The 22,271-nt window shown below is 43.6% G+C and carries 16 protein-coding genes; 8 read left to right on the plus strand and 8 right to left on the minus strand.

The window, feature by feature from the left end; translation table 11 throughout:
- Positions 1–53 precede the first annotated feature (53 nt).
- The 4 genes from QSH61_RS22945 to QSH61_RS22960 all read right to left on the minus strand — a co-directional run bounded on the left by QSH61_RS22945 (position 54) and on the right by QSH61_RS22960 (position 5,017).
- Positions 54–929 carry an HvfC/BufC N-terminal domain-containing protein gene (locus QSH61_RS22945; RefSeq protein ID WP_206472518.1) on the minus strand — a complete coding sequence of 292 codons (876 nt, stop codon included), beginning with the start codon at positions 927–929 and terminating at the stop codon, positions 54–56.
- Complete coding sequence (gene bufB, locus QSH61_RS22950) at positions 929–1,879, minus strand: MNIO family bufferin maturase (RefSeq protein ID WP_206472516.1); 951 nt, start codon at positions 1,877–1,879, stop codon at positions 929–931. The genes QSH61_RS22945 and bufB overlap by 1 nt, the downstream gene beginning before the upstream one ends.
- Positions 1,880–1,892: 13 nt before the next feature.
- Entirely contained in the window at positions 1,893–4,220 is a 2,328-nt protein-coding gene (locus tag QSH61_RS22955; RefSeq protein WP_206472514.1) for a ferritin-like domain-containing protein, read from the minus strand.
- 269 nt (positions 4,221–4,489) lie between these two features.
- Positions 4,490–5,017: a hypothetical protein gene (locus tag QSH61_RS22960; protein ID WP_211200923.1), complete on the minus strand. Its 528-nt coding sequence runs from the start codon at positions 5,015–5,017 to the stop codon at positions 4,490–4,492.
- 117 nt (positions 5,018–5,134) lie between these two features.
- Between QSH61_RS22960 and QSH61_RS22965 the strand changes: the two genes are divergently transcribed.
- Positions 5,135–6,097 carry an alpha/beta hydrolase family protein gene (locus QSH61_RS22965; protein ID WP_206472512.1) on the plus strand — a complete coding sequence of 321 codons (963 nt, stop codon included), beginning with the start codon at positions 5,135–5,137 and terminating at the stop codon, positions 6,095–6,097.
- Between the two features lie 37 nt (positions 6,098–6,134).
- Here QSH61_RS22965 and QSH61_RS22970 read toward each other — a convergent pair whose 3' ends face one another.
- Together QSH61_RS22970 and QSH61_RS22975 are read right to left on the minus strand one after the other, a co-directional pair.
- On the minus strand, positions 6,135–9,386 hold the full coding sequence (locus QSH61_RS22970) for a S41 family peptidase (RefSeq protein ID WP_206472510.1): 3,252 nt from the start codon (positions 9,384–9,386) through the stop codon (positions 6,135–6,137).
- A gap of 144 nt (positions 9,387–9,530) precedes the next feature.
- Positions 9,531–10,328, minus strand: coding sequence for a putative porin (locus QSH61_RS22975; protein ID WP_010603740.1), 798 nt, complete (start codon positions 10,326–10,328; stop codon positions 9,531–9,533).
- 170 nt (positions 10,329–10,498) lie between these two features.
- Here QSH61_RS22975 and QSH61_RS22980 point away from each other — a divergent pair, with 170 nt between their 5' ends.
- From QSH61_RS22980 to QSH61_RS23010, 7 genes are all read left to right on the plus strand, one after another.
- Positions 10,499–10,885: a SpoIIAA family protein gene (locus QSH61_RS22980; RefSeq protein ID WP_206472508.1), complete on the plus strand. Its 387-nt coding sequence runs from the start codon at positions 10,499–10,501 to the stop codon at positions 10,883–10,885.
- A 142-nt stretch (positions 10,886–11,027) separates the two neighbouring features.
- Positions 11,028–11,720, plus strand: coding sequence for an SDR family oxidoreductase (locus QSH61_RS22985; protein ID WP_010603738.1), 693 nt, complete (start codon positions 11,028–11,030; stop codon positions 11,718–11,720).
- Between the two features lie 108 nt (positions 11,721–11,828).
- Positions 11,829–12,485, plus strand: a complete 657-nt coding sequence (locus QSH61_RS22990; protein ID WP_010603737.1) for an ABC transporter ATP-binding protein — start codon at positions 11,829–11,831, stop codon at positions 12,483–12,485.
- Positions 12,478–14,943, plus strand: a complete 2,466-nt coding sequence (locus QSH61_RS22995) for an ABC transporter permease (protein WP_206472506.1) — start codon at positions 12,478–12,480, stop codon at positions 14,941–14,943. Before QSH61_RS22990 ends, QSH61_RS22995 begins: the two co-directional genes overlap by 8 nt.
- Complete coding sequence (locus tag QSH61_RS23000) at positions 14,933–16,000, plus strand: lipocalin-like domain-containing protein (RefSeq protein WP_206472503.1); 1,068 nt, start codon at positions 14,933–14,935, stop codon at positions 15,998–16,000. The genes QSH61_RS22995 and QSH61_RS23000 overlap by 11 nt, the downstream gene beginning before the upstream one ends.
- A gap of 178 nt (positions 16,001–16,178) precedes the next feature.
- On the plus strand, positions 16,179–19,457 hold the full coding sequence (locus QSH61_RS23005) for an MHYT domain-containing protein (protein ID WP_206472501.1): 3,279 nt from the start codon (positions 16,179–16,181) through the stop codon (positions 19,455–19,457).
- Entirely contained in the window at positions 19,457–20,440 is a 984-nt protein-coding gene (locus QSH61_RS23010; protein WP_174169518.1) for an HD domain-containing phosphohydrolase, read from the plus strand. Before QSH61_RS23005 ends, QSH61_RS23010 begins: the two co-directional genes overlap by 1 nt.
- Here the strand turns inward: QSH61_RS23010 and QSH61_RS23015 are convergent.
- Positions 20,421–20,936 carry a GNAT family N-acetyltransferase gene (locus QSH61_RS23015; RefSeq protein ID WP_206472499.1) on the minus strand — a complete coding sequence of 172 codons (516 nt, stop codon included), beginning with the start codon at positions 20,934–20,936 and terminating at the stop codon, positions 20,421–20,423. The two genes, QSH61_RS23010 and QSH61_RS23015, sit on opposite strands and share 20 nt — an antisense overlap.
- On the minus strand, positions 20,936–22,270 hold the full coding sequence (locus QSH61_RS23020; RefSeq protein ID WP_206472497.1) for an NAD(P)/FAD-dependent oxidoreductase: 1,335 nt from the start codon (positions 22,268–22,270) through the stop codon (positions 20,936–20,938). The genes QSH61_RS23015 and QSH61_RS23020 overlap by 1 nt, the downstream gene beginning before the upstream one ends.
- Position 22,271: the final 1 nt, after the last annotated feature.

Raw genomic sequence — 22,271 nt, forward strand, 5'->3', positions numbered from 1 at the left:
CCCATCAAGGTTTATTTCACTTTATTAACTGAGCCATTATTTAGAAAATTGGATCACTGGGGCACTGGTTCATTTTGTAACGTAAACAGCCCCATATTACTAGCGCTTGGCAGCCAAACTGCTAACCGCGATTGCAGCGCTTGTTGATCCAAGTTTAGGTGGTTAGCGCTGTAGGTTACCGCTTCTTGATAGCGTAGCGGTTTGTTTCTCAGATGTAGTAATAAGTCTGCTTGCCAGTCATTCAATACACTCATTTTGATGCGATATTGTTGGCGCGATATTGCAATATGCGTTTGCTCAGGCGTTGGCAAGGTGTACGGCTTTGCTTGCTCAAGCTGGGTTATAAGCGGCAGCAAAGGGTAATCGGTTTGAATAAGCTGTACTGATTCTGGCACCGAAATGACAAAATTTTCTGCGATACCGCAAAGGAGCTCAATCTCGTTTATTACTGCAGTTGATTGCTCGGTTTCCGGTCCTGGTTTTAACAGTGCAAGCGCTTTGGCTCTTTCAAACTTAGCCAGCTCTGAAGGCAAGCTAAACATAGCTTGCTGGTGGGCATTAAAATCACCGGTGGGTTTTGTGTGTGCTAAAAAATCAGCGAAGCGCGAGCCTAGTTGATGTAGTGTCCAAGACTTAGAGGGTAAGGTGACGATAAAGGCTTTGGCGAAGGTGTCGAATACTTCGTCGCCCATAAACTGGCGAAGTAGTGCAAACTCTCCTCGAAGACATTCGACTAAACGCATCACATAGCCTGCAGCATAGATGTCTACTCTTCTCATGGCTCCCAGTGTTTTACTACTTTTTACACAGTCATGCAGCGTTAAACCTTGCGGATTTGCAGCGGTATTGAGTTTTTGTGGTAGGTCGCCTCGCACCATTAAAACGGTGCTAAGCCACTGCTGAGTTTGCGTTAAGTCTGGCGTTTTCATTATGTTAATTCTGCTCGCTCTTTGACGATTGGAGTTGACAGCGCGTTGGTGTTAGTAACTGTATCTTGCTTTGGAATATGCCCTGCCAGTACCAGTTTTGCTTTGCTTAACTCATCAACGAGTTCAGGAAAGCTGGGGATATTGGCATCCCATTCAAGTAAGGTAGACACGCCACCCGTTAACTGCTGCGCCAGTTGGTAAAGCTGCCAAACCTTGGCGGGCACTGGTTGGTCATGGGTGTCTATCAAACAATCACCGCAGTCGCTAGGACCGGCTAGATGGATTTGAACGATGTGCTCATGGGGGAGTTGACGAATAAACGCTTCAGCGTCAAAACCATGGTTAAAGCTACTAACAAAGACGTTGTTTACATCCAATAGCATGCCGCAGCCTGTTGCGGTGACTAACTCACTAAAGAACTCGCTTTCAGTGAGGGTTGAATGTTGAAATTCAAGGTATGTTGATGGGTTCTCAAGCACCAAAGGTCGCTCTAAAAAATCCTGTACTTGGTCAACACGGTTGATAACGTGTTGTAGGCTTTCGTCAGTTAATGGCATAGGTAGGAGATCGTGACTATTCAAACCAGCAACGCCTGTCCAACACAAATGATCGGAAATAAGCTGTGGCTGAACGAATTCACTTAACTCCTTGAGCTTGCCTAAGTATTCAAAGTTAAGAGGGTCGCTGCTACCAATATTCATTGACACACCATGCATCACTAGCGGGTATTGTTCCTTTAACTGAGCGAGCACATGCCGACCATAGCCGTGATTATCTATATAGTTTTCACTGATGATTTCAAACCAGTCAACATCAAGCGATGCTCCGCGTTCCAATTGAGACATGATAAAGGGATAGTGCTGGCTTCTCAGGCCAACACCAAACCCTAAGTCGGTTAGTTTTTCGATAGCGGACGCAGCAAGCTGCTGCGTCCGAATTGGATTTGTCATGCTATCTTTCCTATCAAGTTGATGGAGGAAGTGCTAGACGAATATCTGAAGGTTTTGGCTTCTCTTTAGGTTCGCCATCTTCGTTCAATAAACCATTGGCATTGCAGTATGCTTGCCAAGCAATATCGTATACGGCATCCCCTTGTTTATAAGGCATAAGCACATGATCTGCAGATTGATCTGTTGGGGCTTGTTGGCCTTTCGGATAAGTGTAATCAATAGCAGAGAAGGTGTTATCTTTTAAGTTAAACTTAAATAGTTGCATATCGTATTCTTGGTCTTCACCAGAAAGTTCAGGGAAGAGTTGAGAGGCTGATATAGGCACGGCACACCCACCCAAGTTATTACACTTATTATCAGCAGGGGCACTTTTTGGCCCTGTTGATACGCTACCACCACAGCTACCGCCGGGCGTTGTGCTATGAACAAAGCCGCAACCACCTTGTGCTTTACAATCATTACTGCCTTTACAACTGTGATATACCTCAGGAGGTGGTAAGTCATTCGAACCTATGTTGGTATAGCTCATTCCTTGGCAGGCATGATAAAGGGCGTTCGGATTTTGTGGGGCGATACCCGTTACTAAATCCGGCGCAATTCCCGTGGTTGCCCAGCAAATCGAGATCCTATCGCCAGAGCCACCCATCGCAGGGCCCGGAAATTCACTGGTTTTACCAGACCAATAACGATCAAGTGCAGTAGTTAGACCTTTAATTGTGCCTACCGCAGATTGACTGAATAATTGATGCGTATTGCCAATATTTGATGAGAGTTTAAGGTTGTTAAGCGCTTTTACTACACTGCTGACGCAAGGTAGATTTGGGTTTTGCTTAGCTGCTTCATCATCGCCGTTGGGGTCCAATAACGCCTCATTCCAGCTATTACCCTCAGCAAACCAAGTTGACCAAGTCATGTAACGTTCGTCTGGTTGACTTGAAGACTTCTCAAAGTCGACAATGAGCCTCATGGTATCGGTAAATATTTGAAAGTGATCTTTGTATTTATTAGTGATCCGCGCACACGCCGAACCGGAAATTGGACCCTCACCGCAGCTTGCGGGATAATCCGCCTTCAATGCTTCTGCACTAGGTTGAAACTTCTCTTCTACGGTGCTGAGGTGGGGATCATCCGCTTCATCCGCTTTCGCTGCTAGGAGGTTTTGTGCCCATTTCTCATCAGCCCAGCGTTTACAAATCATTTCTGCCACACCATCACCTTCACCTTGATCAGTAATGGCATTTACATTATTCATTAACGCTTCTTTTAATACAGTATGATCTTCTTTTACGTTGAGAGAGCCCTTAATACCTGGGAATTGTGGCTGATAATCTTTATTACCAGGGCGCTCATTAAAATAGTCGCGCTGAATGGTTGCATAGTCGAGCAAGCTTGTGCCATCGTCATACTGGATCTGGATATAATCCCAATAGCTGAGGTACATGTGTCCAATCGAGCCAAACAGCGGCAGGTTTTTCTCAGTGTAATCTGGTTTCCACCAGTCATAAGGTGCCTGCTCAAAATATTTTGGCCGTTTTGTGTCTTTGTTTGGTTCTAAATATTGCTCTTGGATAATTTTCTTTGCGTTTTCTTCCGTTTCTTCAATCAACATAAAGAGTAGTGTCTGCTCTTTGTTGAGTTCAGTGGCATTAACGCGTAGATCTTGTAACGTTTTACCTGGGAAAATTTGTTTGAAGTAAGCTTGAATCTCAGGGCTCAGTTGCGACAAGTCTTTGGTACAGTCAGCAAAGTCCAAAATATGTGGAATACCACTTTGGTTGTTGTAGCATTTCCAACCATAGTTTTCATCAATCAATGCCGGACTTGTAAAGCTTGGTGTGAGTCCCAACTTACTTGCCATATTGGAAGCAAGCTGTAAATGGAGCATTTCTTCAATGAAAACACTATATACGCCATTAAAAACTTGCTGATTGATAGTTAATCTAAACTTATCCGACAAATCGCTGGGTTTACTATCACTAACTAACGTATTTATATCGAATAACGGCGCGAGATCAACGTCATATTGACTACGGCGCTCTTCCGGGATATATCCAGCTGTTGGACCAAGTCCTGGCCAATAACGTCCTGGATAAAGGTTTGATGAATCAGCGATCGCATGGGTGCCTTGAATGGAATAAAGGCCTGTCATGTATAAAGGGATAGTGAATAATTCTACATTTATTGCGGCTTGTGCTATTGCCCTAAGGCAAGATAAATCAGCGTTCTTGTATTTGCTTGCGCGTGCTTTTATTTGCTTCTTTTGTGTACTGCTGAGGATGATGTTGGTGTTGAGCTCTTTGTTTATTTTTAAAGGCTGACTCTCTTTATTCTGCACATTCATAGCTTGCTCCTTGATGACGGTGGACTTGCTGCATTTTTTCGCCTAATAGCCTGTAGTATTGGATATATATGTCGAACTATTGCAATTAAGTTAATAAAGTTAAGTGATTGGTTCAGGTGAAAACACCACTCTCTTTAGAAAGTAGCTGTAAAAGTAAAAAAAGGCGATTACACAAGATTACGGGGTGGGGATTATATGTTGTGTCTAAACGTAGATCGTTATTAGAAGTGAGTAATCAATAATTACTCACTGAATTTAGCTAGCAAGTCTTACCGTTCGCAATAGTAACCAGGATCCGGTACTGGGAATTCAGGCAAACGTTCACAACCTTCAAACTGTACCTGTGGCGATTCGAAAAGAGGTGCGCTTCGATACTTACCTTTGACTGAAAAGCTACTCGGTGCCGTAATTATCCGAGGTTTTGGAGCAAAGTTTATGTCGAAACCATCCGCCACCGCTTCATAGGTCATAGCCCAGTTTGAAAATAATTGAGGGCTATTCAACCTATACATCGAGTCAGCTTTATATACATCAAACCATTTACGAGCCAAAATACTTTGACCTGACTTCAAAATGATAAGAATACGGTTATCTTTAATGTGATTTATATTATATAAATTATTTATTTCAAACTCTAACTTGGATGCATCTATATTTGAAAGGTTAATTCGACCATATTGATCGAAAATTTCTGGTGCAAAAGTTTGAATAATTGAGTTGGATGAAGAGGAACCACCAATAATAACTTGGCATTGAATAGACACTCTGCCTTGAGCGTGCTCTGCATTCGCTGTCATTTTACATCCGGATTAGTGCAACTAATAAATTTGCAGCGATAATTGAGTTTCTAAATTTACAATTCATAAAATATCCTTTTTAATATGAAATTAGTACTGCAAGGAGGAGATTAGTTAATGTGTGCAAAAAGATCAATTTTAATTGTTGTTTTATTTTTTCTTATTAGTTCTGGTTGCACTTCAATAGGTCGAAGTGTTATGAGTAAATCATTGAAATATGAGTTAAAACTAGTTATCGACACAGAGTTGATAAATGTCAAAAAAATTGAAAGGAAATTAAAAAAAGGTGAGTACACGTTGACTTATGACTTTTATCCAAGTGATATTTCAATCAAGGATGACATTGATATGAATGTTGAAATTAATGGTATCAGTGCCGGTTACAAAATAGTGAGAGAAGAGCAAGCTCGGGCTCTCGACTTGAGCGGGCAGCTAACTCTCTTGATCCCCGGTTTTGCCGTGGATAAATCACTACTGACTTCCTACGCGATTTGGTTTTCCTCATTGGGATCAGATGTCATTGTAATGGACTTGAAAAGCGTTGATGAAACTACATTTTCGTTTGGTAGTAAATTGGTCGACTATTATCCTGAATTATCCTCTAATTATAAGTCAGTCAATGTTGTCGGATTTTCTATGGGCTTTCTACCGGCATTGCATATAGCTCAAAAGTATAACCCTAGCAATTTGATTGGTGTGGCACCATTTTTAATTAGGGAAGACTTAAATGTTGCTGCCTCAAAAACGGTTTCATATATTGAGTACTTGCCGCAAGGATTAATCGATAAGGTGATAGAGTCATATTTAATTGAAAATGATTTGCAAGAGTACTTCTCTGATGGACTCGAAGTTGTTAATTATTATGAAAATCTATTAGTAATTAATTCAGGTAAAGATGATGTACTTCCAGAGTCAAGCAAGCTGGTATTAAAAAATCACTGTGCACAACAGTTTTTTATACCTAACTATCAGCATCATTTACTTGCATCAACGCCGACAAATGAAACAACAAAGCTACTCGTACAATTTTTGGGAGATCTATCGCGTAGAGGTAGGAATAAAGATTGTTCGAAAATATAAAAGGCTGATTGCTCAGCCTTTTATATTTTTATAGGAATTAGAACTTAGACGGCGCAGGAGGCACTGTCAGTGTTTTCTTCGGGCTATCTTTTAACTCTTTCAACAGCTCCTTCACTGCACGCTCGACAGAAGGGTCTTTACCGGCATGAACAAGCTCTGGTCTATCGATCACTTCGATATCAGGGCTCACACCCTCGTTTTCGATGATCCAATTGCCTTCGTTATCTAGAATTCGGAAGGTTGCAGCGATAACCTGACCTCCGTCAACAAGACTTGGATTCCCCGAGATACCGATAAGGCCACCCCAAGTGCGAGTACCAATCAGTTTGCCAAGACCTGCCTGACGGAAGTAGTAAGGTAGGGCATCACCACCCGAACTTGAATAACCATTGATAAGCATGGCTTTTGGACCATCGTGGGCAAATTGTGGAGTTTTTGTTGGCTCAACACCACGGCGTTTCCAATAGTTAAGTGGCTTACGAGCAAGCCAAGTGATCATGTGCTCAGGGATAAAGCCGCCGCCGTTATAACGGTCGTCGATGATCAGCGCATCTTTGCTCGTTTGTGGCATAAAGTTCTTAAATAATGAACGGTTACCATCATAATGAGTATTTGGTAGGTGAACGTAGCCAATCTTACCGTTTGATAATTTATCCACGTAGTCAGCACGTGATTGAACCCATGCCATGTAACGCAAGCCTTGTTCGCTGGCAACAGGTTTTACCGTGGTTTTCCAGCTATCATCAGCGCTTGGTGATTTACTCAATACCAACTCAACTTGCTCGCCTTGGGTGTTTTCAAGTAGCTCGTAAAAGTTAACCACGTCTTTTACCGAGCGACCATTTACCGAGATGATGTAATCACCCTCATTGGCATTCACGCCGGTTTCATTGAGTGGTGAACGGTAGTCTTCATGCCAGTTCTCACCTTTGTAGATACGCTCAATTTTAACGTAGCCAGACTGATGAGCGCTTATTTCTGCGCCAAGTAAACCATGCTTTTTGCGCTCGGCTGTTGGCGCATCACCAGATTGTACGTAGATGTGACCTGCGTTGATTTCACCCGCAATTTCACTGAGTACATAGTCTAAGTCGCTACGGTGTGCGACAGCGCTGGCAAGTGGTTGATACTTCTCCAAGATAGCATCCCAATCTTGACCATGGTGATGTTCGTCGTAGAACCAGTCGCGTAATGTGCGCCAGCCTTCTACATACATTTGTTGCCATTCAACTTTCGGGTCGATTTTCAGTGTCATCTTAGATAAATCAAGCTGACTGGCTTTTAAATCTTGCTTTGGCTTTGGTGCAATTACACTGAAGTTGTTACCAGCGCGAGCGATCAGGTGCTTACCGCCAGCAGCAACCTTATAACTGCTTACGCCTTCGGCGACGGTTTCTAGTTTGCTATCTGGCTCTGTGCCGAGGAGCTTTAGTGCACCGCCTGTTAAGGTTAGTACGCCTCCTTCAACACCTGTAAGCGAACCGTAATTACCTGCTGGGGCTGAGAGTGATACAACCCGTGACATAAAGCCGTTGGCCTCAATGCGATTTGCTTGTTTGTCGCTGTCCTTTTTCGTTTCATCGTCTGATTGAATGCTTAACTCATCACTTTCAAAGGCATTAAGCGGCTTGATCTGACTATTCACCGCAACGCTATAAATGCGCGTGGCATTATTAAACATATAATCAAATTCATAGCTGCTAAAGGTGAGGTTATAGTCGCGCTCAGAAGTGAAATAAATGTAGTTACCGTCAGGAGAGAAAGTAGGGTTACGCTCACTGGTCATGTTGTCAGTCAGTCGAGTGACCTTTTTATCCTCAGTGTTATAGTGCCAAAGCGAGGCGTAGCGGTTTTCATTGTTTTTAACAAAAACAATATCTTCACTGTTTGGCGACCAAGTATATTCAGTTAGACCATCTTCGTCGTATTTGGCGGTGTCAATTTTATGCATATCGCCAGATTTCGCATCAACCCACCATAGCGTGTGGTTTTTATCTGCGAAGAGTAGTTTGCTGTTATCAGCGGACCAAATTGGTGTAAAGCGCCAGATGGTACCATTGTCAGTTAACTGGATGGTTTTGTTGTTATTTGCTCTATCTTTGAGATAGATCTCATATTCACCTGTTTTATCGCTCATGTAGGCAATATAACGGCCATTCGGTGACCAGCTTGCTTCAATTTCACGACCTTCTGGTGTGTAAGAGAGGTTACGAGTTGGACCCTGTTTTACTGGGACTGAGAATAACTCACCACGGGCAGTAAACAATGCACGCTTACCATCGTGTGATATATCCATAGAATCAATAAAGTCGCTAACGTTTTTACTATATGGCATGGCATATTGACGTACACCTGCTACATCGATTTTTAGCTTTTTAGTTGTTTTTGTCGCTTCGTCAAAGCGATATAAGTAACCGCCATTTTCGTAGACAATGGCATCTGGCCCGGCTGAAGGCCACAGCACGTCAAAGTCTTTGTGGTCAGTCATTTTAACCGGTGACTTGCCATCGCGATATTTATAAAGGTTGAGCGTGTAGTCACGATCAGACACAAAGTAAATACTGTCATTCACCCAAGTTGGTTGTTGATCGGTGGCTTTGTCAGTGGTGAGTTGTTTGGACGTATTGTTTTCAAGGTCGTAAATCCATACATCCTGAGCTCGACCACCACGAGAGCGCTTCCAAGTTCTAAACTCTCTGTCGATTGGTGTGTAAACATACTTGCTACCATCAGCGGAAAGCATACCACCACCCGTTTCTGGAATGGCCATCGGCTGCTCAAGTCCACCTTCTACTGGTACCATATACGGGCGACCCATACGTTTGCCCCATGGTGTGCGATTTGCTCTAAAAACGATATGTTTACCATCGGGTGTCCAGTCCATCACGCGATAGTCGAACCCACCGCGAGGAGGCATTTGACCAACATCGTTGTAGTAAGTGAGTTGCTTTAATCCTGAACCATCAGCATTGATCACATAGATTTGGCGGCTGCCATTATACTCGGCGGCAAAAGCGATTTTGCTGCCATCTGGAGAGAACTTAGGGAAGGTCTCAAAACCAATATGGTCTGTTAGACGCTGACTTTTACCTGTGTTGGTATCTGCAATATATATGTCGCCAGCATATACAAAAGTGACTTTATCTTTGTGGATATCTGGAAAGCGGAGTAGGCGAGTATCTTCGGTCTGATACGCCGAAACAAAAGGCGCGGCTGCCGCAGCAATGGCGAGCACGAGTGTTTTTATCTTCATCATAATATAGGCATTTCCGTTATTATTTTGATACATAATAACGATTGATAAGTGAAATGCACCCAATTTAGATGAGTAGCTTGTTTCAAAATGTGAAAAAACACCCCACCGCGGAGTGTGGTCGCGATGAGATGTTGAGTAGTTGGGGGAGGTACAGATGTACCTCAATCATGTGTTGATTTAGAACTGAGCAACAAAAGTTAGGTTGCTTGTTTCACCGCCGTCTGTGTCAACCACACTGCCTTTAAGGTAGTAAGTGTCGTTGAAGAAGTATTTAGCTTCTACTGCTAAGTCTGAATCATATGAACCTAGACCAAGCGCAAAGTTGCGAGTGAAGTAGTAGTTTGCAAGTACGTTTGTTACAGAGTCATCTTCAAAATCTGTATCAACACGGTTGTGCTCTACGTCGATTGTGAAGTAGCTTTCACCACCTACGTGCATGAAGTAACGTGCACTTAGGTTTAGATAATCAAATTCGTCTTCAGTTTCAACAGTGAAACCAATGTAATCTGTAGAATTTAGTTCGTGGTTGTACTCAGCTTTGAACCAAGTTACGTCACCAATTTCAAACTCTTCGTGGCGAACGCTTAGTTTTAGGTTGTCGTTGTATAAGTAACCAAAACCGACAGAGTAATGGTCGTCAGCCTCACCAAGATCAGCGATGCTACCAGTTACAAACCATTCTTTAGTAATGAAGCCTTCACCACGCGCTGAGAAAGCATTTGAATAATCATCGTTAAAGTAACTTACGCCTACATTGCTGTCCGTATCAAGGTAGCCAAAGTCATCCCATACGCCTACTGATTCTTGAGGTGCGAAGAAATAGCGAGAAGAAAGCATCAGTGCGCTGTTGTCAGAGCCATCATAATCTGTATAACTAGCGGTGTTGAACCACTCTTTTTGTACGTTACCAGTGTTAGCCTGAGCTGCTGCTGAAACAAGTAGTGAAACAGCTGCGATAGATAGTAGTTTTTTCATAGTCATCCCTTTAATTTCCATATATTGAGCTACATCGACTCAACGGCGCGCATGGTAGTATTAGAAATCTGAACGGAAGCTGACAATAATGAAAAAAGTTTGGATATTGGCAAAAAAGCTGAGACTTAATTATGCTTTTTGTTTATGAGATAAACATAAAGGAAGTGAAAATGAAAAATTCATTTCACGGTATATCAATAGGCACTGAGCGCTTTGGAGATAATATTTATCTCACACTTAAGCCTACAGGTAAACTCACTCATGAAGATTATGTTGTTATTACACCAATAATCGAGAGTGCACTGAAAGCGGTAACATCGCCTAAAATCTATGCATTTCTTGATGCGACTGATTTTGAAGGCTTGGAGCCAAGAGCCATGTGGGATGACTTCCAATTCGCCTTTGAGCATAGCACTGAATTTGCCAAAGTAGCAATATATGGCGGTAAAAATTGGCATCGACTTGCTGCAACAATAGGTAACTGGTTTGTTACTGGTAAAGTGAAGTATTTTGATGATAAAGAAGATGCACTGAATTGGCTTAAAGAGCGAGACTGACTAAAGTTGAATTAAATTCATGATTTTTGCATTGTGGCTCGAGATGCTAGTCACATCTGCAAAAAGTGGATTATTCAACCTATCATCAGTATAGTGAATTAACACCATTGGCTTTTGTCATAACGGCTTAGGAGCTTCGACTGTGAAAAAAATACTGATCACTGGTGCAAACCGCGGTATTGGACTTGCGTTAACTAAAACCTATCTGCAGGCTGGCTGGCACGTATTAGCAACTTGTCGAGACCCGCTTATTGCTTCAGAACTTAACTCTCTCGCGCCAACTTTTCCTGAGCTCCAAGTGTTTGCCTTAGATGTGACCAATTACGACCAGATGGAAGAATTAAGCGAGAAACTGGCGCCTGTAGCTATAGATATCGTTATCAACAACGCGGGTATATATGGGCCGAAAGACTATGCGTTTGGTGAAACCGATATAGAAGCGTGGCGAGAAGTTATGGAGGTTAATGTCTTTTCCACCATGCGACTTGCTGAACTATTTTACACCCATCTTTGCAACGGTAATGAAAAGATTTTTGCGGCCATTTCCTCTAAGGTCGGCAGTCACACCATGAATACCAAAGGTGGCGGCTATATCTATCGCAGTTCGAAGGCTGCGCTAAACTCAGTGGTAAAGAGCTTGTCTAATGATTTACTGAGTGAGGGGATCCGAACTGTTGCGCTTCATCCTGGTTGGGTTCAAACGGAAATGGGGGGCCCCAACGCGTTAATTACCCCGGACGAGTCTGCAAATGGGATCTACTCCGTGTTATCACACTTTGTGGATGCACAAAGCGGTGGCTTTTACGACTATAGCGGTGACGCTATTCCTTGGTAATAAACTGACAACTAATCTGTGCTTACACGAGAAATAAAAAATTTTGGTTACTTAATGAGGAAGGTACGTTGCGTAGCGTCCACATAGTAGTAAAGGAATGTGCATACAGTGGTAGAAGTTCAAAGTTTAGTCTTCACGCGTCGTGATGGTGAAGTGAATCGAGCTGTATTAGATAAGCTTAGTCTCAGTATTGCTGCTAAAGAACAGGTCGCTATTGTTGGTGATAGCGGGTCGGGTAAAACGACACTTATCCATCTGATTGGTGGTTTGTTAAAGCCCGATAGCGGCAGTATTATTATTGATGGCCGGGATATTACTCAGTTTAATGATATTGAACAGGCGCTCTACCGTCGCAAGTTAGGGATGATATTTCAACACTATCAATTGCTTGCACCTTTATCCGTCTACGACAATATTGTTTTTCAAGCACAGCTCAATCAATTGAACCCAAAGCAAAGCGATGTTGATGCGCTGGCAGAGCGTTTGGGGATTTTACATAAATTAACGGCCTTGCCTCAGCAATTGTCAGGTGGTGAGCAGCAGCGAGTTGGTATCGCACGTGCCATGATCAACAAGCCTAAGTTATTGCTGGCCGATGAGCCGACGGGAAACTTAGATGCTGCGAAAAGCGAAGAAGTGGTATTACTTCTGCGTGAGCTGTGTGAAGAGCAAGGCGTTAACTTGCTTATGGTTACACACAGCCAACACCTTGCTGACAGCCTAGATAGAAAAATCACCATTCAAAACAACCGTGCTTATGGCTAAAACGATGGAACGGCTGAGCGCGTTATCAGAAATTAGGCTGGTACTCACGGTGTTTATGCAGTTCTATAAAAGGCATCTTTGGTTGTTTTTGTTATTCGTTTTTGGCTTATCTTTGGGTAGTGCTTTACTTGGCTCAATTCAAGGACTAAATCAAGAAGCAACGGATCGTTACCAGCAAACCAGCGCACTTATAAATAATCCAATTAGTCACTTTGTTCGGCCAAGCGTAGGCCGCGAGATGTTGACTGGAGATGTATGGACGGCGCTGCGAAACGCAGGAGTCGTATCCGCTGAGCCAGTTTTGGAAGGTGTGCTGGTCGTGCCCAGTGAGAACAGGCTTCGCATTAAAGGGGTTAATACTTTGAAATGGCTTTCTCTACCTAAAGTGCAATCACAGGGAGATAAGTCAGGCAATCAAACTGCACCATTACAATTCGGATTTAATACAATTTACGTATCTGAGGAGATGGCCCAACATTTGTCGCTCAGAAGGCATGAAGTGATCAAGCTTCTTGATACGGATGTGCATTTCGCTGTTTTATCGGAACTTACTGGCGATGTTGCAATAGCCGATATTGCATTAGTTGACCATTTACTGAATTCAGCAGGTCGAATTAGTTATATAGAGATCTCAAATGCAGTATTGGATGAGGCAAAAGTTAGGCAGATTATTGGTGATAAAGCACAGTTGCAAAGTGCACAAGCGCAGTCTTTCGACTCGTTGTCGAAGGCGTTTTTCTTCAACCTGCAAGCGCTTGCATTCCTAGGCTACGTGGTTGGCGCTTTTTTAAGTTTTAACGCTATAAAGCTTTGTCTGCACGCAAGAAAAAAACTACATCAGCAACTCACACTACTTGGATGTATTCAAGCAAATGTAGTCGCAGCGGTAGTCATTGAGGTGCTCGTCTTAAGCTTGATTGCTGCATTGGTGGGCGCAGGTGTGGCTTTCCTAGGGGCGAACTTATTGGTGAGCGAGATCTCTATGGCGTTAGAGAGCCTATTTGCATTAGATAGGCGTTTACCGGTTAATTTCAGTTGGTTAGTCGTGCTGCAAGCATTTGTGTTAAACCTTTTGGTACTTGCAAGTGTGGCATATTGCCAAGTAAAGCCTCTTACTTTTTATAAATCTTGGCAGAGTAAAATAGTGAGTGGAAGTCTATTGGTTACGGCCGCTGGGTATTTTTATCTTGGTAGCGAAGCGCCATTTCATGCGCTTGGGTTGTGCGTTTGCTTACTGTTGCTCTTTTTTATGATAACACCAGTGGCACTGTGGGCTGCGTTTAAAGGTATTCCAACTCAGCATCCATTAGTCAAATGGATGAAAGCAGACAGTGTCGAGCAGATCAGAGTACTTGCAATCAGTGTTTATGCTGTGTTGCTTGCGGTTGGCACTTCCGTAGGGTTGCAAATTATGGTGAGTAGTTTTAGCTCAGCTTTGCAGATCCATTTAGATGATCGCCTTAGCGCAGATCTATATGTGCGGCCCAGTGAAGTCTCTGATGTGCAATATCAATGGCTCTTAAGCCAAAAGGATATTGAAAAGGCCGGTGTATTTTGGCGTGCAGAGATAAGTTATGGCCTGGGCTCACATCAACAAGGCACTCAATCAGCGAGCTTGATAAGCTTCGGTCGCTCTGGCGAACATCACTACAATCTTACGCTGCTTGCGGGAGCTGTACCTAATAACGAAGTGCTTTACTATGATGCGAATAAAAATGTGAGTGGGTGCCTTGCCAACGAGCCAAGCAAATTATTGTATGGCGTAAAGTTGGGTCAGCGTATTCGTTTGCAACAAGGCAAAAAGCATATTAACTGTGAGATAACGGGTTTTTATTACGATTATGGCGAACAGCGCGCGGTGTTCGTCGCTGTTAGTGACGCAATTGAAAACGCCGGGCTTAACTATGAAGCATATGGTTTTTCAATTGTTCTAAAGCCAGATATTGATACCGCTTTATTTAAGCAAAAGGTCATGCAGCAATTCCATTTAAACGACTCACAAGTGTTTCAAAATCAGCGCTTTAAACAATACGCTACGCGTTTGTTTGAACATACGTTTTACGCAACGCACGCGTTAAATTTAATGATAGTTGCTATCGCGCTATTTGGGTTGTGGGTATCATTACTGACTCTCGGCGCTAAGCAAATTCAACCTTTGGCCATCTTAAAAACATTAGGCGTTACCACTTGGCAAGCATTTGCTATTAAATTAGGGCAGAGCGCTGTTATTCTGCTTGTGAGTTTAGTGTTGGCGACGATACTCGGGGGAATGCTCGGGTGGATATTACTTAAATTTGTGATGCCAATTGGCTTCGGTTGGACGATCCCTTTTCTATTACCTTATCTTGAGATCGCGGTCTTTATCACCCTCATTTTTAGTTTAGCTTTGCTGGTTAGTGTACTACCTCTACTCAAACTGAGTCGTCACGATACTGCGGATCTGTTGTATGAAGACTAATTATCTTATCGTTTTATTACTGTTAATGGTGGGAGTCGGCTGCACTCCGGAGCTGTCAGAAGCACCTGCTTCAAAACGTGATTTTTTCAATCTTCAGTCGGGCGATCCGGTCTCTCCCGTATATCGGTTAAGTTTTCCGCGTGATCACGGTAGCCATCCTGATCAAGGCATTGAATGGTGGTATGTTACTGCAAACTTAAAAAGTGATTCAGGGCAAGAATTTGGTGTTCAATGGACGTTATTTAGAACCTCAGTTGTCAGCGTTCAATATGTCAGTCCATGGTGGGATGGTGAGTTATACTTTGCGCATTTTGCAATTCAAGATAATACCAGGCACCAATCCTTCGAACGATACGGAAGAGCAGGGCAAGTAAAAATTCAAGCTGACCCATTTATCACGCAATTAGATAACTGGCATTTGCGCAGCGCGACGGAAACATTTTTTCCGTTAACGCTTCATGCTGAGGAAGAAAAAAACAGTGTTAATTTAACACTGAGAAAAAGTCCGATAGTGCTACATGGGAACAATGGCTACAGTGAAAAAACGTCCGACGGCCACGCTTCCATGTACTACAGCTATCCTTTTTTAAGCGTCTCTGGTGAGCTTACTTTTCAAGGTGACACACATCAAGTCAGCGGTGACGCGTGGCTCGATAGGGAATGGTCTTCCTCGTTTATCAGTAAGGCACAAAGCGGCTGGGATTGGTTTAGTATTCGAGGTCAAGACAGATCGAACGGCGCACTAATGGTATTTTGCATTCGTGATAGCCAACAAGTCTACAAAGATTGCCGAGGCACTGAAATTACAGCTGAGGGTAGCGCGACAGAAATAGCGCATAAGGATATTCAATTAAGTGTTTTGGAGCAGGTTTCATTAGATGGAGTAAGCTATCCATTTAAATGGCAACTACGGCTAAAGCACAGTCCTGTTATTCTGATCGAAAGTATCAATCGTGATGCGAGAAACCAGCTGACTATCCCGTATTGGGAAGGAAGAGTAAAAGTGTCCGGTGGCTATACCGGTGAAGGGTACGCTGAGCTAGTCGGATACGAATAGCCCGCATTGGCTATACCGATTAACTTGTACCTATATTGTCTTTAAACTTCCTAGTGAGATAGTATTAGCCCACATTAAACATGAATTTATCCTGAAATCTTGTTTTAACAGCGATTTTTTCTGTCAAACTCAGTCCTAGAAAGCTAGACTCTAGGAATATCTTACTATCCGTGTTGCTATGTTAAATACGTTTTTTGTAACCGATCCCGCACCAGAGTTGCTACTCAACGGAACTTATGATGCTACGCTTGTAGCGTTATCTGTGCTTGTGGCTGTTATCGCCTCATTTTTTACGCTTATCCAGATCGACTTTGCTGAGCAAAACCAAAATAGCCGTATAAATCGACTCGCAAAATTTGGCGGTGCTGTGGCCATGGCTGGTGGTATTTGGAGTATGCACTTCATTGGCATGTTAGCGTTTTCACTTTGTGTTGAAGTGGACTACGATCCTTGGCTTACTGCGGCGTCCATCTTCCCCGCTTTCTTAGGTTGTTGGGTTTCGTTTGATTTGATAACTCGACCAAATGTCACACTTGCAGTAAAGGGGCTCGCCGCGGTCATTTTGGGGGCGGGCATTGGCACCATGCACTATAGCGGTATGGAAGCCATGCAGCTTGGCCCTATGCTGGGTTACGACCCCGCACTTTTTGGTTTATCAATTGTTGTCGCTGTGTCACTTGCCTTCATCGCAATTCAAGCGAGAAGTAAACTGCGTGATTATGTCAGTGATAACAATATCAGTGTTGTAAGATGGCTAGGCGCTTTGGCACTCGGGGCATCGGTGTCAGGAATGCATTACACGGGCATGCAGGCGGCAAAATTTGTATCTGACTCACCAATTATCAGCCAAGAAATGCAAGAGCAGCATACTCAATCGCTTGCATTGTTTATTGCTGCTGTCAGTATGATCATTAGCGCTTTATCTGCGCTTATTCATACCGCGAGCAAGTACCGCTCAGTGGCTGCAGACAAAGCCGCTAATGAATCTAGGCTTGCGGCTATCCTAGAAACAGCCGTTGATGGGATCATCACTATCAATGGTGATGGTATCATTAAAAGCTGTAACCCGTTAGTTGAACGAATTTTAGGATGGTCTGAGCGAGAAACGCTTGGTCGCAATGTTGCTGTGTTTTTACCTAAAGAAGCGCAAACGAAAGTATCATTCGACAGCACTTACCTTGAACAATTTAAGGGGGTTGGCCGTGAAATCAAGGCGCTACACAAGCACGGGCATCTGGTACCTATTCGGCTGGGAATAGGAGAGGTTGAGTTAAAAGACCAAAGCGCGTTTTATGTGGGTTTTATCACTGACTTAACAGCGCAAAAGCAAATGGAAGAAGCACTGATTGAGCAGGAATCGCGTCATCGGACGCTGCTAAATAACATGCCTGGCGTGGCATTTCGTTGCCGGATTGATAGCAAATGGACGATATCGTTCGTAAGTCCCATTGTCGAGCAGCTTACAGGCTACCGAGCAGAAGAATTTATTTCTGGGCAAGTTCATTTTGCCAGCTTGATTATTGAAGATGACAAAAGCTTAACGCACGATGTGGTTGAACAAGCACTGCAATGCGGCAAAGCGAGTTACTCGCAGGAATATCGAATATTACACAAATCAGGCCATACCAAGTGGGTGCTGGATAAAGGTTCATTTGAATACGATCAAGCGGGTAAAGTTGAGGGCATTGCGGGCGTATTACTTGATATTAGCGAGCGCAAGAACATGGAAGACGAACTACGTGGTGCAAAAAGCATTGCTGAAAGCGCAGCAGCGTCCAAGCAAGCGTTTTTAGCGAACATGAGTCATGAAATTCGCACACCGATGAATGCCATTTTAGGATTTAGTGAAGTACTGAGAGAGTCTGAGCTGAAACCTGATCAAAGTAAGCATGTAAATACGATACTTACGAGTGCAAAGGCGCTACTGCACTTGCTTAACGATATTTTAGACTCCGCTAAGCTGGACCAAGGCAAGCTCGACCTGATTGAGAATGATTTCTGTATTTCTGAGCTACTCGACAACGTGGTATCGACGTTTTGGTATCAAGCAAAGAAAAAGGGCTTAAAACTAGATCTCACGATGAGTCACAGTTTGCATCAAACTTATCATGGTGCTTCCGACCGCTTACGGCAGGTATTGGTCAATTTATTGGGTAATGCCATAAAGTTTACTGCACAGGGCAGTGTAGAGCTTAGCGTTGAGTCATCTCATGACGATTATGTACTGTTTAAAATTGCGGACACAGGTATAGGGATTGCCAACGATAGACTAGATTCAATTTTCAATCCCTTTGAACAGGCCGATGAGAGCATGAGTCGCCGCTTTGGTGGTACAGGCCTTGGGACGACCATTAGTCGCCAGCTAGTCGAGTTAATGGGTGGAAAAATATGGGCTCACAGTGAGCTTGGAAAAGGGTCTACTTTCTACTTTACTGTGCCTCTTAAGAAAATCGCGGCATTCACAATAGCGCAAGATGTTCATGTCGAACTTCCCCCATTAAATATCTTGGTTGCCGATGATATTCAACAAAATACCGAATTGTTGAGCTTATTACTTGAAAAGCAAGGTCATAGTATAGAGGTCGCAGGGGATGGGCTTGAGGCCATCGAAAAAGCAAAAGCGCAACAATACGATCTTATTCTAATGGATATTCATATGCCGGGTTGTGATGGACTTGAGGCGACGCGCACTATCAAAGCATATGAACGAGAAAATAGGCAACAAGAGACACCGGTAATCGCACTCACCGCGAGTGTGTTGGGCGAGGATAGAGCGGCTGCAAAAGCTGCTGGTATGGCTGCATTTGCTTCAAAGCCGGTGGTGATAGAAGATTTAACTCGCACCATTGCTGAGACACTCAATATCAATATTGCTCATACGGCGATTGGAGTAAGACAAACCAGCAACAAACAGCTTATAAATAGAGCCAGAGCGATAAATTTGTGGGGCAGTGAAGCTCGATTTTTAAAAGAATTGGCGCGTTTTTGGGATGGTAAAAGAGAAGAAGTGGTAGCGCTTTTTGCCCACGAAGGTCAGTTTACGAATGATGTACTACAGAATATTCACACCATCAAAGGCGTTGCTGGAAACTTGGCGTTGGAGACACTTTTTGCTCTGCTTGAGCAGATAGAGGGTAAGAAGGAAATTGACGAGCGCTTGAGAGCTAAAATGGCGCTCATTATTGAAAAACTAGACGACGTGGTTGGACTGAGTGATGAAGAAGTTGTAACCAACGCGTTGAGTGAGGGGGACGTTTTTTTGTTTAAGCAAAACTTGCCACAAGTAAAAGAGATGATAGATGAGGCGCAAGTCGAGGATGATGTGCTTGACGCATTGTTAGAGAGCGCGCCCCTTACGTACCGAAGCCAGGTAGAGGCGTTGAAACATGCATTGGATGATTTTGAATTTGAACGTGCGGAGGAAATTCTCGCACAATTAATGAGTACTGATGTGTAATGATAAATGACCACAAGCCTCTGATCCTAGCCGTTGACGATGAAGCAACGAACCTACAAATTTTAAAGCAAACGCTGGGTAATCATTATCGTATGAAGTTTGCAAAGTCTGGAAAATTGGCGCTGGAGCTAGTAGATAAGGAACTACCTAACTTAATTTTACTCGATGTTATGATGCCAGAAATGACAGGCTTTGAGGTTTGCTCCAAATTAAAAGAAGACCCTACCACAGCGAGGATCCCGGTGATTTTTGTGACTGCCTTGAGTGAAGAGTTTGACGAAGCTCGAGGCTTTGAGTTAGGTGGTGTTGATTACATTACAAAGCCTATCAGCCCTGCGATAACTAGAGCGCGAGTGAAGACGCACTTGTCTTTAGTCAGTGCTACTGAGCTTAAAAGTGCATACGTTGAACTGATGCAGCGGCTCGGTCAGGCGGCGGAATACAAAGACAATGAAACAGGCCAACATATTGCAAGAATGAGCCGCTACTGCTTTGTGCTTGCTAAAGCTTGCGGTTTACCGGAAGCGTATGCGGAAGATTTGATGCTCGCCGCCCCGATGCACGATATTGGCAAGGTCGGTATTGCCGACAGCATTTTGCTGAAACCTGGACGTTTAGATGCCGAAGAATATGAGGTGATGAAACAACATGCTGAGCTGGGTGCAAACATACTTGCGGACTCTGATTCAAAACTCGTCAAGCTTGCATATTTAATGGCGATGGAGCACCACGAGAAATTTGATGGAAGCGGTTATCCAAAAGGATTAAAAGGGGAAGAAATCTCACTTGAAGGACGGATCTGTGCGCTTGCGGACGTGTTTGATGCGCTTACTTCAAAGCGCCCATATAAAGAGGCTTGGCCTATCGAAAAGGCATTGGCCTTCATTCATTCTGAAAGTGGTAAGCACTTTGACCCAAAGTTAGTTGAATTGCTCGATGAAAACCTACCAGAAATCCTAAAGATTAAAGCGCAGTATGACTAATCCCCGGTGCGTGGTAGACATTATTCTCAATTTCCCATTGATGAAATTGAAAACGGTGTTTACCAATCAGCGCCAGTCCCAGTTTTTCGTAAAATCGATTTGATTCGTTCTCGACCCAAGTATAGAGCCAGTACCGCTCGCCAAGTTTGTCTACCATATGAGAAAGTAACCGCCGACCTATCCCACATCCTTGAAACCGGCCTAGCACATAGAGTCTCTCTACTTCAAAGCCAAGATCTTGCTGGTGGTATCTCGAGTGACGGTTAGCTTGAATATAACCTTGTATCGCACCTTGATGCGTTGCGATGTAAATGCTGATCTCTTCTTGCTGTAGCAAAGATATAAAGTAGGTTTCTGTAAAGGTAGAAAGCGCATATTCTGCGTATTCTTGTCGGAGTCCTTGGACTGCATAGGTATCGAACCAAACCTGAATCGATAGCGCGGCAAGCTTTAATGCATCAGAGGGTACAGCTGGGCGAATTGTGGCGTTGGGCATTACGTTACCTTATCCATTATTTGCGCATATTGGTAATACGCTAGTTGGCCCACTCTTCTTAATTGTGGCATTGGAAATTTAGGCAGCGGCTTTGTATAGATGGGTAAATCAGGCACTTTATGACCCATTAATTTTTCAGCAAGACGAATGCTTGCCTGAGCACTAAATGCCACACCTGAGCCACAATATCCGAGCACATATCCAGTGTTATTTTCACTGTAGATATGGGGGAGATCATCAAGTGCGGCGGCAATATAGCCACTCCAGAAGTAATGAACTTTAGCATTGAGGTTAGGAAAGCAATCGTTAAGCGCTGAACGCAAGTTGTGTTGGTATTTAGCGTTATCCTGATCGTGGCCAAACACCGCACCTCGTCCACCAAATAAAATGCGATTGTCGGGAAGGCGACGATAGTAGTATTTAAGCCGTCTGGTATCCATGACGACTTGCTCTGTCATTAAGCCATTGACAGCAAGTTGCTCATCGCTGAGTGGTTCAGTCACGATAATACTACTTAAAATAGGCAGGTAACGTCCTTGAGTTAATGGCGAAAAATGTCGTTGAGCGTAGGCATTTGCTGCGATCACGACTTTGTTCGCCGAGACTCTGTGGCCATTCACTTCTAGCTGGTGGTTGCCATTTTGGTTCTGGTAATGAGTGACCAAACTATTTTCATAAAGTTGCACACCAGCTTGCTGTGCTAAAGCCTTGTAACCTAGTAACAGCTTCAAAGGGTGAACACCAAACGCGTTGTCAAATCGCAATGCGCCAAACCCTTGCTGGTTGTGCATATAGGTTTCGGTCAGTTGTTGCTGAGACAGTAACTGATGGCTCTTGCTACCCATGGTTGCAGTGAGAAATTCGGACTGCGCTTTTAGTAGCGAAAATGCTTGCTGATTGTGTGCAACTTTCAAATAGCCAGATGCTTGCACATTGCAATCAATGTGATTGGCGTCGATATGTTCACGGACCAAAGCAACGGCGTTGTTGTACTCTTGATATATGGCTTTACTGACATCCAGACCATACTTTTTGGCCAGTTGCGCATAACCAAGCCGTCCCGTACTTGGTAGCACAAATCCCGCATTTCTCGCGCTCGCGCCAAAGCCAACTTGATTGGCTTCAAATAGGGCAACGCTTTGGTGATGAGTGGTTGCCAAATGGTAGGCGGTAAGTAAGCCCGTAAAACCACCACCGATCACAGCGATATCTACTTGTAATGATTTATCTAGCGAAGGGGTGGGGGTACCTATAGGGCAGGTTGCAGCCCAGTAGCTATTGGCAAAAGCTTGGCCTTGGCAATGTGGCTGAGTGAGTGGATCAAACCCTGACATC

Source organism: Pseudoalteromonas sp. JC3 (assembly GCF_030291895.1).
Classification (GTDB): Bacteria; Pseudomonadota; Gammaproteobacteria; order Enterobacterales; family Alteromonadaceae; genus Pseudoalteromonas.

Bases quoted from the DNA above. Each gene is read 5' to 3' on its own strand.
- QSH61_RS22945 (WP_206472518.1), bottom strand. From the start codon at position 929: ATGAAAACGCCAGACTTAACGCAAACTCAGCAGTGGCTTAGCACCGTT.
- bufB (WP_206472516.1), bottom strand. From the start codon at position 1,879: ATGACAAATCCAATTCGGACGCAGCAGCTTGCTGCGTCCGCTATCGAA.
- QSH61_RS22955 (WP_206472514.1), bottom strand. From the start codon at position 4,220: ATGAATGTGCAGAATAAAGAGAGTCAGCCTTTAAAAATAAACAAAGAG.
- QSH61_RS22960 (WP_211200923.1), bottom strand. From the start codon at position 5,017: ATGACAGCGAATGCAGAGCACGCTCAAGGCAGAGTGTCTATTCAATGC.
- QSH61_RS22965 (WP_206472512.1), top strand. From the start codon at position 5,135: ATGTGTGCAAAAAGATCAATTTTAATTGTTGTTTTATTTTTTCTTATT.
- QSH61_RS22970 (WP_206472510.1), bottom strand. From the start codon at position 9,386: ATGTATCAAAATAATAACGGAAATGCCTATATTATGATGAAGATAAAA.
- QSH61_RS22975 (WP_010603740.1), bottom strand. From the start codon at position 10,328: ATGAAAAAACTACTATCTATCGCAGCTGTTTCACTACTTGTTTCAGCA.
- QSH61_RS22980 (WP_206472508.1), top strand. From the start codon at position 10,499: ATGAAAAATTCATTTCACGGTATATCAATAGGCACTGAGCGCTTTGGA.
- QSH61_RS22995 (WP_206472506.1), top strand. From the start codon at position 12,478: ATGGCTAAAACGATGGAACGGCTGAGCGCGTTATCAGAAATTAGGCTG.
- QSH61_RS23000 (WP_206472503.1), top strand. From the start codon at position 14,933: ATGAAGACTAATTATCTTATCGTTTTATTACTGTTAATGGTGGGAGTC.
- QSH61_RS23005 (WP_206472501.1), top strand. From the start codon at position 16,179: ATGTTAAATACGTTTTTTGTAACCGATCCCGCACCAGAGTTGCTACTC.
- QSH61_RS23010 (WP_174169518.1), top strand. From the start codon at position 19,457: ATGATAAATGACCACAAGCCTCTGATCCTAGCCGTTGACGATGAAGCA.
- QSH61_RS23015 (WP_206472499.1), bottom strand. From the start codon at position 20,936: ATGCCCAACGCCACAATTCGCCCAGCTGTACCCTCTGATGCATTAAAG.
- QSH61_RS23020 (WP_206472497.1), bottom strand. From the start codon at position 22,270: ATGTCAGGGTTTGATCCACTCACTCAGCCACATTGCCAAGGCCAAGCT.